Genomic DNA, 10,016 nt, shown 5'->3' with positions numbered 1-10,016 from the left:
GCACCCTCCCTCCCCCTCAACAGGGCCCCCATCCCTCTTATGCGTTCTACTTGGGCACCAGCGAGGTGCAGCGGATGGTGATTGCCCGCGAGACGTTCACGCTGCTGGGCTGAAGTCCTGCACCTGGCCGCGCAACGTGTGCGCGGCCAGTGTGCCCTTACAGGGCTCCGTCCTACTTGCAGGCGGACTCGTCGGGGTGGTGGCCCCGGAGCTGCGTCAGGCCGTCGGTGCACGCGGCAGTGCAGACCCTGGCCGTCTCGTCGGAGTTCCAGCAGGAACCGTCGGCGCCGTAGGTCACTTCGGCGGTGGCCTGAAACTCGGGGGTCGTGGCCTTGATGCAGGCCAGGTACTTCTTGCACTCGGCGCTCTGCTCCGAGTCATCGCTGCCACATGCCGTCAGCCCCAACACCGCAACCGCCAGGATCATCGACTTGAACAAGGTTCCTCCGAATCAAAGGGGGATCTGTCGTCTACCTGACCGTGTGGGGTGAGCTCAACCCTCCTTGGAGTCAGAATGACCCGTCGCAGAGGAGCCTCCGCCGACACATCATCCACTTCGAAGGTAGGCGCATTGCCCGGGGCCAGGCCCTCGCGGTGAGCAGAGCGTCCGACCGTCCGTGACGGGGGCCTTGCTCATTGGGGGGCCCCCATCCCTCTATGCGCATGCGCCACCACCCCGTGCTTCAGAGCTTGGCGTGCCACTCCTTCAGCAGCGCCGCTTCCTGCTCCCGCGTAATGCCGGCACGCAGCGTCGCCTGGCGCTCGGCCGGCTGGCTGCGGAACCACGCAAGCAGATCGGTCACCGTGGTGTCGAAGGGGCGGTAAGTGAGCCCGGCCGCCATCGCCCGGGTATTGCTGACCGCCCCGTAGCCCGCATAGGGCCCGCTCTTTGACGACACCCAGATCGGCAGCTCGACCTTCTTCTCCTCAAGGAATTCCGGCGACACATGCGTGTACGTCGGCTTCTTGCCGGTGACCCGCTCGCAGCCTTTCAGCATGGCCGTGGTGCTCAGCGGTTTCGCCGGGCCAACAGCGTTGAACGTGCCAAGCGTGCCCGTTTCAGCAAGGCGGATCATCCACTCGCCCAGGTCGCGGCCGTCGATGATCTGCATCGGGTCGGAGCCATCGCCGGGCACGAGCATCTCGCCGCCCTGCGCCACGCGGTGCGGCCAGTAAGTGAAGCGATCGGTTTCGTCGCGCGGGCCGACGATGTAGCCAGGCCGGACGATGGTGACGCGCTTGCCGAACTGCTTGTGCGCTTCGGCCTCGCTCAACGCCTTGAGCGGGCCGTACAGGTGCTCGATGTCCGCTCTCAGTGAGTCCTGCGTTTCGGCCATCGCGTCCTTGCCCTCATACACCGCCAGCGGCGCGTCCTCGGTGATGCCCTGCTTGCTGCCGTCGGCATAGACGGAAATCGTCGAGATGAAGAGGTAATGCCCGACGTTGCCCTTGAGCACCTTGCCGGCATCGCGCACCCAGAACGGCAGGCTGGTGGGGTTGTCGATGCACACATCCCACTTGCGACCTTGCAGCGACTTGAGGTCGCCGGTATTGCGGTCTCCGAACAGCTGCTCGACCGCGCTCGGCCATTCCGGTGACGGGCGCTTGCCGCGGTTGAACAGCGTCACCTTGTGCCCGCGCGCCAGTGCGTAGTTGACCTGGAACGGTCCGGTGAAACCGGTGCCGCCGAGGATCAGGATGTTCAGCGGTTTCGCCGCGCGTTTGATGGGCTTGGACGGCTTGGCCCAACCCGGCAGGGCGGCGGAGGCAGCAGCGAGCGCACCGAACTTGAGCAGGTCACGACGGGTGGTGGTCATCCAATGATTCCTGGAGAGTCGGCCGGAGTTCTCAGCATATCCAAAACGGGATGCATGTGCGACGCGACATGGGGCCCGGAGCGGCCGGAAACCGAACGGCCGCCCCCGGGGGGCGGCAACCGGCATCAGGGCTGCGGCGCCGCCGGCTGCATTGTCGTGCGGCAGTCCATGCGCAGCGTGTCCGACGACCCACGCTACGAGTAGGCACGGCGCTCGCGCGCGCCTTCACGGGTGACTGAGATGCCAGTCGCTGGGCGTCACGTTGGTGGACACGGTGGGGAAGAAGGTCGCGTTCATCAAGGCGGCGGCGCGCGCAGCGGAGCGGCAACTGCGCGTCGTGTCCTCGCGGGCGTACCGGTTGCCGTTCTCCGGCGCCGAGCGCCAGGTGGCGGTGTTCGCGAAGGAGTAGGGCAGGGGAGGGCGGCCGTGTGCCCATCGCTTTGTTTCACGCCGGGTCGGTGAGCTCGCCTGTCATCGAGGGCTCAGCCGAAGCGCACCGCTCCCAAGCTCATGGCTGTGATCCGACGTGGTACGGTTGGTAGGAAGTGGCGCTTCGCGCCTCAGCTTGTTTCCAGACGGGATTCAACTGCGTGGAGCTCGACTCTCGACGTGTGCCCGGCTCCTCCTCGGAGCACCGCCTCGCCTGGGCCGGTACCGTGCTCCTAGGTGTGGCGTTGATGGCGATCTTCCTGCTCGCTTGCCTGCTCTTGACGGGCGGCGGCCTGGACGACTCCTTCATCACCTACCGCTATGCGAAGCATCTCGCCGGTGGGCATGGGATTGCCTGGAACGTCGGTGAGCAGCCGCCAGTCGAGGGCTACACATCGTTCTTGTGGGTTGTCCTCAATGCCATCCCCATCGCACTCGGTGGGTCGCCACTCCTGGCTTCGAAGCTGCTCTCCATCGCGGCTGCCGGCGCCATCATCGTGCTCACGCTGAGTGGCGCTCATCCGATTCAAGAGAGGCCCTGGCGTGCGGTCCTCGCGACGCTCGTCGCGTTGTGTACGCCGCTCGCCTACTACACGCAGACAGGGATGGAGACCGTGTTCTTCACGGCCCTCGCGTTCGCGAGCACGGGCCTCGCCCTGCGCGAGTTCGCTGGCAACCCGCGCCCCCTGTGGCTGATGGCCTCCTCCACGCTCTTCGGTCTCGCCGCCATCACCCGGCCCGAAGGGGTCATGCTCTTTGGACTCATCGCCGCGTCGGGGCTTTCTCTTCGACGGAGCGCTGAGGACGGAAGGATTTCACGTCGAACGCTCCTGTTCTTCGTCGCGCCCTTCTTCGCAATCTGGCTCACGTACTTCATGTGGCGGCTGCAGCACTACGGGTGGCTCTTCCCAAACACGTACTACGCGAAGCACTCCGGCAATCGGCTCCTGAACCTTCCGCTGGGCGTCTACTACCTCGTGCTCGCGTGGGCGCCGTATCTCGCCGCGCCCGTCTCGTTGGGCGCGCTCGCCTGGGTGGCAACGCCGACGCGGGAGGAAGACCCCTCCGCCCGGCGGAGCCTGCAACTGGCGCTTCATCTTGGCGGGGCCTGCCTTGTCTACGTGCTCTACATCGTCTGGGTGGGAGGCGATGACCGCTCCGCCTTTCCGTCGGTGCGGTTGGTTCTCCCCGTGCTCCCTCTGCTTTGGATGGCGACGGTGATGTTGGTGGCGGGCGCGAGCCGCCATTGGACGAAGCTCTCGCCGCGCGCGTGCGCGGTCGGCGTCGCCGCGTTGATCTCCCTGGCCTGGGCGGAGGACGGGCTGCAGTTGCTCAAGGCCTCGGTCCCGGCCGGTGGTGACTCCCGACAAGGCTTGCTCAAGACCAAGCTGGCTCAATTCACCGACGAACCCCACGGTCCCCTCCCGGCGTGGATCCTCGAGCACACGCAGCCCACGGATGTCATTGCAGTCCCCTGGGCGGGGCGCGTGCCCTATGCGACGGGGCGGCCCACCCTCGACATGCTCGGGCTCAACGACACACACATCGCGCACCTTCCGTCGCTTCAGCGCGGAATCGACGTGAAGATGGACCCGGAATACGTCCTGGCTCGGCGTCCCAAGCTCATCTTCGTCAACGTGAACCACTGCTATGTGCAGAAGGAGTGCTCGTTCGCGGATGCGGGGGGCTGGAAGATTGGCGACCGGCAGCTCATCGAACTGCTGCGTCAGTCGCCTGACTACGATTGGGTGAAGGACGCTCCGACGGACATCTCCGTCTTCCGCCGCCGTGAGTCACTGGCACAGTAGGCCGTGATCTGCTCACCCCGCATTGCGCGCCAGAGTTCGCCCGAATCGTGGAGCAGCTCATCGCGCTGTTCTCCGAATCTGGAGGCGATGAGCCCGCATTCGGATGGGGCGCATCGGTAGGGCCACCGAGGCCGAGGCCGAGGCCGCGGCCGCGGCGCTCTGGCTCTGTTCGGATGCCGCATCCTTCGACACCGGCCAGTCGTGCTGTCGCGCGCTTCGCGCTGATTCGTCAGTCGGAGGGTTCCGTCACCGCCTCCGCCGGCGCCGGTTCCGTCTCGGTTTGATCGACCTCGCGCCACCATGGGTCGATCGACTGCACCTGGAGCGGCTCGATCGGCTGCCCGAGCCGAGGCATGATCAGCGGCGCATTCGTTGGGGCGAGCTTCACGAGCGTCTCCGCAGGTTCGTCCCAGGAATGGATTGCGAGATTGAACGTGCCCCAATGGACCGGCAAGAAGGCGCCACCGCCCAACAGGTCGTGCGCTTGCAACGCATTCTCCGGTCCGAGGTGAATATCTCCCCACGCCGGGTCCCACGCGCCGACCTCGAGCATGATGAGGTCGAACGGTCCCAGCCTCTGCCGGATCTCGACGTACTCCTGGGTCAGGCCCGTGTCGCCGCTGAAGAAGACGGCGTGATGCGGACCGCGCACCACAATCGACGACCACGCCGTCCGGTTCCTATCGGCCACGCTGCGACCCGAGAAGTGCTGTGATGGTGCGGCGGTGAAGGTAAGGCCACCGACCTCCGCAGACTCCCACCAGTCGAGCTCGGTGATGCGCTCGGGAGGCACGCCCCACGCCTCCAGATGCGCACCCACCCCGAGTGAGGTGACGAACGGAACCCCGAGCGGGATGAGTTGAAGGATGGTCGGGTAGTCGAGGTGATCGTAGTGGTCGTGCGAGATGACGACCGCGTGGAGCGGAGGAAGCTGACCGATTGTCACCGGCGCGGGGTGAAACCGCTTCGGCCCCGTGAAGGGAAGTGGGGAGATGCGCTCTCCCCACACGGGGTCAGTCAACACGCGCTTCCCATCGACCTCAAGCAGGACGGTGGAATGACCGAGCCACGTCGCGCGGAGCCCGCCCTGCACCGGGAGCAGCCACTGCTCGAGCGGATTGACGATGGGCAGCACGCCAGTCGGCACCCGCCGCTGACCGCCACAGATGAACTCCTTCATCGTCGAGACAGCGGTGCCCTTCTTCAGCCCCTGAGTCACCAGGGATGTGTTGTGGAACATCCCGTCCTTGAAGCGCGGTGACGCCTTCATGCGTTCGAGCCGGGCTCCCTGCGCCTTGCTTCCGAGTACCTGCATGCTCCGCCCCTCTCTATCGCAGCTCCATGTTCGGTTGGTCGCCCACCCCTGCACCTGCCCATGATTCGATCACTGAGCTGAACGAAAGGTCCAGCCCACCGTCAGTGCCGCCCTCTTGGCGAGCATGATGAAGCGCCGGAATCTGGGCCCGAGGTCATCGAAGCCCGAGCCACACGCACTACGTCGAACCCAGCCTCATCAGGACTTCGGCAACGCCATCCGGGTGATGCGGGTTCTCGTTGCGCAGGGTGTGGAAGCCACACTTCTCGAGGACGCGGATCGACGCGAGGTTGTTGAGAGCGACCCACGCATGAAGTGGCCGGGTGGGCTCGAGCACGAGAAACTCGGAGAGGGCCCGAGTGGCGATGCCCTTGCCCCAATGCTCGCGACCCATCCAGTAGCCGACGAGGCGCATGGCATCCTGTTCCCAACTGCCGATGTGCCCAACGACCACACCGCCCATCACGATGGTGCGGGTGACGTTCTCAGGGCGGAGAACGTTTGTGCGCCAGTGGGTCATGAACGCATCGCGTTCCCGCGATGCAAATGCGGCCATGCGCTGCGCTTCTGGGTCGCGCTGGTGTTCGAAGAAGATGGGAAGGTCTTCATCCGTGACGTTGCGGAGGATCATCCTGGAAAAGCTCCGTCCAGTCTGTGCCGCGCGGTGTCCCTCTCAAGGGGACCGCGCGACCTCGAGGTTCGGGCCCACCACTCCGCCCGCCCCGGCGCTCCAATCCTCTGGGACGCGACGGGCTTCGGGGCGAAGCAGGAAGGCTCAAGGGGAAGGCTGCAGCGCCTTGCGCTCCTTCGCGCAGGCCTGGAGCAGCTCCAACATGCTCATGCTGGTGCCGCCGATGTCGAACTTCTGCTCCTTGAAGTCGGGGTACCGGTTCTCGAGGATGCGCCCCTCCGCGATGCAATCGTTGAGCTGCGCGAGCGCCTCGCTCTTGCGCCCCTTGGAGAGGTGGGCCTTCGCCGCGTCGTAGGCCTTCCACTGGCCCTCCTGGAACCGGAGCTCCACGTCGCCCCGCTTCAGGGGCGCCTGCAGGGCCTCGGCCTTCTGGGCGCACTGGACCATCACGTCCTGGGGCCCGGTGGGGACCCCGTCCACGAGCACGTCGACTGCGCAGGTCCGCGGAGGATGCCGCCGCCTTGCCCGCGACGTCCAGCGCCACGCCGCTCCGGCCAACGGTGCCGGAGCGGCACACTGAGGCCACATAGGGGGACAGAGGAAAAAGAAAAGCCCAGCAACCCCGGAGGATTGCTGGGCTTTCTAGCGAGGAGTACGGGACTTGAACCCGTGGCCTCCGGCGTGACAGGCCGGCGTTCTAACCAACTGAACTAACTCCCCAGATGGGGCTGCGAGCGGCAGGGGCAAAACCCGAGCCTCTCACTAAAAGGCGAAGGGCCCGGAACCTTGCGATTCCGGGCCCTTCTTAGTGGCGAGGAGTACGGGACTTGAACCCGTGGCCTCCGGCGTGACAGGCCGGCGTTCTAACCAACTGAACTAACTCCCCACATCGGTACATCAGTGGGCGGAACAGGGATTGAACCTGTGACCATCGCCTTGTAAGGGCGCCGCTCTACCGCTGAGCTATCCGCCCGTCAGGCGTCCGCCGCGCTTCGGTGAGGCGGGCTTTTATCGGCCTCATCCGACACTGTCAAGCATACGCTTCAGCTGGTCCGATCATTCCGCAAGGCCGCCCGGGCCCCGGTGGGCATCCGGGCGGCCAGTGGACTGGCCATGTGGCTACGGGATGACCGTGCCTAGAGTGTTCGGCGACACGCCGTTGGCTGAGCCACCTGGTTCGCCGCCAGGTTGCCAATCGCCGAAGCAGTACGGTCCACCGTTGTAGGAGTATCGGTACGTGTAGGACGTCCCAACAGGCACGCCCTCCGGCAGGTTCGCGGCGTATTCGTCATCGCCGCCCGAGTCACCGTTGTAGCTGGCAGCCACCCACGTCCAGCCCGAGATACCCGGGTCGCTGCTTGCGGGGCCGTAGCCGAGTTCCGCGACGACGCCAGCGCCTTGGCCACCTCCAGGGGTGACGCCTCCGTGGTACAGCCGACCGTAAACGGTCCGAGCACCGTCAATGGCGTCCACCGCGATTTCGAATGGGTGCTGGAGCTTGCAGTACTCAATCTCCGCGTGGTTACCCACCGTGAGGGCGTGTTGCTGGCCCAGCGTGTACCCACCCACGTTGCTGCCGTCCTTGTCGCAGTACGTCCACGTGGTGCCGTCCGTGGTGTAGCGCAGGCTGACGGCGCGGTCGCCGGTGTAGGCCGGCGTCACGGTGGTGGAGAACTCATCCGTGTCCGCCTCACCGGCGGCCTCGCTGGTGTACTCCGCGGCCTTCCATGTGAACGCGTCCGCCTGGGTGGATGCGTTGGTGTCCGCGGCGCCTACGCCCACCTGCACCTGGACGTTGGCGCCCGACCCCTCGCCCGCGGTGACGCTCGGGATGTGCACCCGGCCCACCACGGTGACGATGTCGCCGCTGCCCACCGTCGTGTCGCTCACGCTCTGCAGACGGCAGTAGCTGTCAGTCGGCTCGGGATCCGGGGCCTCGCTCACCGCCAGGCTGCCCGTCAGGTCCGCGTTGAATCCGTCCGGGCCGCTGCTGTTGCCGTCCGCGTCGCAGTAGAGGAACTCGCCGCCGTTCACCTGGAAGCGGTAGGCGAATCGGTAGCTGCCCACCACGCCTGGGTTGGGCAACGTGGCCTCGTACTCGTCGTTGTCCCAGAAGTCGCCCTTGAACTGGGCCGTCGTGGTCCAGTCCCACTCGTCTGACGTGGCCGGAGCCTCACCGGCGGGTCCCCAGCCGAGTTGGCCCACGATGGCCGCGACTTCGCCCGTGGTGGTGTTGGTGAGGCCCGCCACGTTGACGGACGCGATGATGACGTGGCTGGCCGCATCCCCGGTGGTGTACGCCAGCGACTGCGGCGTGTTGTTCTCATTCGGCCCCAGCTTGCAGTAACCAATGACGCGCGGGATGACGGGCTGGCCCGTCACGTTGAGCGTGCCGAGCTGGTCCATCTCGAAGTTCTGACCGCCGTCGTCCACGCCGTTGCCGTCGCACACACGGATGGGGCCACCGTCGTGGTTGAAGCGCACCGCGTAGCGGTACTCGCCGTTGATGGCCGGGTTGGGCAGCGTGCCCTTCCACTGGTCGTTCACCTCGAAGTTGTCCTGGTCGAAGGTCAACTGGGTCGACCAGTTCCATCGTGACGAGGTGCGCGGGTCCTCGCCCACGGGACCCCAGCCGAGCTGGCCCGCCAGGCCAGGCCCTGCGCCTTCGCGGTCCGTCACGCCCGGCAGGTTGACCTGGGCGTACACCGTCTTCAGGCCCGACGTCTGTGTCGTCGTGTAGTTGATGGCCTCCGGCGCCGTCCGGTCGAGGCCAATCTTGCACCACGTCACCGCCGGCTTCGGCGCCTCGTCGCCCACGGTGAGCGTGCCCAGCTTGGACAGGCTGAAGGTCAGGTTGCCCTCGTCGCTGTCGTTGACGCCGTCCGCGTCGCAGAAGCGCCACACGTTCTCGCTGATGCTGAAGCGGTAGGCGACGCGCCAGGTGCCCACGGTGCCCGGGTTGGGCAGGTCGGCCTCCCACTCGTCGTTGTTGCCGTGGTCCGTCTTGTACGTGGCGTTCACCCACGTCCAGCCGCTGTCGCTGCGCGGGTCCGAGTCCGCCGGACCGTAGCCGAGCTGCGCCACCAGGCCCGAGCCCGCGCCACCGCCCTGGGTGACGCCCGCCGCGTACACCTGACCGGCCACCTTCACGCGCGTGATGTCGCCCGGCCGGTAGAAGACGTTGACCGGCCCGAGGTTGTTGTCGGGGCCCAGCTTGCAGTAGTCCACGCGCGGCCGGGAGATGAATACCCGACGAAGCATGTCCTCCGACACGCCGTTGGCGCTGCCATCGCCGTCTGCCATCACCCACGTGGCGCCGTTGTCGATGGAGAAGCGCATGGTGACGACCCACTCACGGCGCTCACCGCCGATGGTCGGCTGGAGCAGCACGGTGCCCTGGTAGATGTCCGCCTCGCGGCTGCCCGAGTCACCCTCGTAGCTGGCCTCTTCCCAGGTGTAGCTGTCCGGGTTGAGCAGCTCCGCGTCCGCCAGGGCGAAGCCCACCTGCGCGCGGGTGCCGCCGCCCTGACCGGTGCCACGGGTGATGCCGGCCACGGTGACGGCGCCGCGCACGGTGGTGCCCACCGGCTGGCCGTTGCTGACCGCGTCCACGTTGCCGTTGAGCACTTCGGCCTGTTCGATGGTCGCCACCGGCGCGCCTTCGAACGTGAAGCCGCCCACCAGGGTGCCGTGAGCGCTGTCCGGGTTCACCACGCGCACGTCCACCAGGCCGGAGGTGGCGGTGGGGGTGTAGCCGTAGATGCGGTGGGTGTTGACCACCACCACCCGCAGGGCCTCTTGCTGGCCGAAGTAGAGCTTCGCGCCTTCCTTGAAGCCGGCGCCGTAGACGTTGATGAGGGTGTGGCCCGAGACGGGACCGCCCGAGGGCTGGACCTCCCGCACGACGGGCGCGTTGTCGCTGGGAGCAGGTCCTCCGTCTGAGTCGCCATCACAAGCGACGACCAGCAGAGGCAGGACGAGGACGAGGGCACGGAGACAGCGAGACGACATCGACA

The 10,016-nt window shown here is 66.6% G+C and carries 8 protein-coding genes and 3 tRNA genes; 2 read left to right on the top strand and 9 right to left on the bottom strand.

What is annotated here, in order from left to right:
* Window positions 1–172: 172 nt before the first annotated feature.
* Together FMQ63_RS29945 and FMQ63_RS29940 are read right to left on the bottom strand one after the other, a co-directional pair.
* A complete protein-coding gene (locus FMQ63_RS29945) occupies window positions 173–439 on the bottom strand; it encodes a hypothetical protein (RefSeq protein WP_011555352.1) in 267 nt (88 codons plus the stop codon).
* A 244-nt stretch (window positions 440–683) separates the two neighbouring features.
* Window positions 684–1,817 carry an NAD-dependent epimerase/dehydratase family protein gene (locus tag FMQ63_RS29940; RefSeq protein ID WP_011555351.1) on the bottom strand — a complete coding sequence of 378 codons (1,134 nt, stop codon included), beginning with the start codon at window positions 1,815–1,817 and terminating at the stop codon, window positions 684–686.
* 274 nt (window positions 1,818–2,091) lie between these two features.
* Between FMQ63_RS29940 and FMQ63_RS38480 the strand changes: the two genes are divergently transcribed.
* Together FMQ63_RS38480 and FMQ63_RS29935 are read left to right on the top strand one after the other, a co-directional pair.
* Window positions 2,092–2,226 carry a hypothetical protein gene (locus tag FMQ63_RS38480; protein WP_255508193.1) on the top strand — a complete coding sequence of 45 codons (135 nt, stop codon included), beginning with the start codon at window positions 2,092–2,094 and terminating at the stop codon, window positions 2,224–2,226.
* 268 nt (window positions 2,227–2,494) lie between these two features.
* On the top strand, window positions 2,495–4,054 hold the full coding sequence (locus tag FMQ63_RS29935) for a hypothetical protein (RefSeq protein WP_020477801.1): 1,560 nt from the start codon (window positions 2,495–2,497) through the stop codon (window positions 4,052–4,054).
* Between the two features lie 229 nt (window positions 4,055–4,283).
* Here FMQ63_RS29935 and FMQ63_RS29930 read toward each other — a convergent pair whose 3' ends face one another.
* From FMQ63_RS29930 to FMQ63_RS29900, 7 genes are all read right to left on the bottom strand, one after another.
* Complete coding sequence (locus tag FMQ63_RS29930; RefSeq protein ID WP_043611520.1) at window positions 4,284–5,369, bottom strand: MBL fold metallo-hydrolase; 1,086 nt, start codon at window positions 5,367–5,369, stop codon at window positions 4,284–4,286.
* 178 nt (window positions 5,370–5,547) lie between these two features.
* A complete protein-coding gene (locus FMQ63_RS29925; protein WP_011555347.1) occupies window positions 5,548–6,000 on the bottom strand; it encodes a GNAT family N-acetyltransferase in 453 nt (150 codons plus the stop codon).
* A 144-nt stretch (window positions 6,001–6,144) separates the two neighbouring features.
* Window positions 6,145–6,486, bottom strand: a complete 342-nt coding sequence (locus tag FMQ63_RS29920) for a hypothetical protein (protein ID WP_020477800.1) — start codon at window positions 6,484–6,486, stop codon at window positions 6,145–6,147.
* Between the two features lie 160 nt (window positions 6,487–6,646).
* A tRNA-Asp gene (locus FMQ63_RS29915) sits at window positions 6,647–6,720 on the bottom strand.
* 89 nt (window positions 6,721–6,809) lie between these two features.
* Window positions 6,810–6,886: transfer RNA gene (locus FMQ63_RS29910), tRNA-Asp, on the bottom strand.
* A gap of 15 nt (window positions 6,887–6,901) precedes the next feature.
* Window positions 6,902–6,973, bottom strand: a tRNA-Val gene (locus FMQ63_RS29905).
* Between the two features lie 146 nt (window positions 6,974–7,119).
* Window positions 7,120–10,011, bottom strand: coding sequence for an IPT/TIG domain-containing protein (locus FMQ63_RS29900; RefSeq protein WP_225909429.1), 2,892 nt, complete (start codon window positions 10,009–10,011; stop codon window positions 7,120–7,122).
* Window positions 10,012–10,016 lie beyond the last annotated feature (5 nt).

This window comes from Myxococcus sp. CA005, from assembly GCF_006518205.1.
In the GTDB taxonomy this organism is placed as follows: Bacteria; Myxococcota; Myxococcia; order Myxococcales; family Myxococcaceae; genus Myxococcus; species Myxococcus xanthus.
Note: the sequence above shows the minus strand (reverse complement) of the source record. Positions and strands in the feature narration are given on the sequence as shown.

Excerpts from the sequence above, each read along its gene's own strand:
- FMQ63_RS29935 (WP_020477801.1), top strand. The coding sequence starts at position 2,495 with ATGGCGATCTTCCTGCTCGCTTGCCTGCTCTTGACGGGCGGCGGCCTG.
- FMQ63_RS29900 (WP_225909429.1), bottom strand. The coding sequence starts at position 10,011 with ATGTCGTCTCGCTGTCTCCGTGCCCTCGTCCTCGTCCTGCCTCTGCTG.
- FMQ63_RS29940 (WP_011555351.1), bottom strand. The coding sequence starts at position 1,817 with ATGACCACCACCCGTCGTGACCTGCTCAAGTTCGGTGCGCTCGCTGCT.
- FMQ63_RS29930 (WP_043611520.1), bottom strand. The coding sequence starts at position 5,369 with ATGCAGGTACTCGGAAGCAAGGCGCAGGGAGCCCGGCTCGAACGCATG.
- FMQ63_RS29925 (WP_011555347.1), bottom strand. The coding sequence starts at position 6,000 with ATGATCCTCCGCAACGTCACGGATGAAGACCTTCCCATCTTCTTCGAA.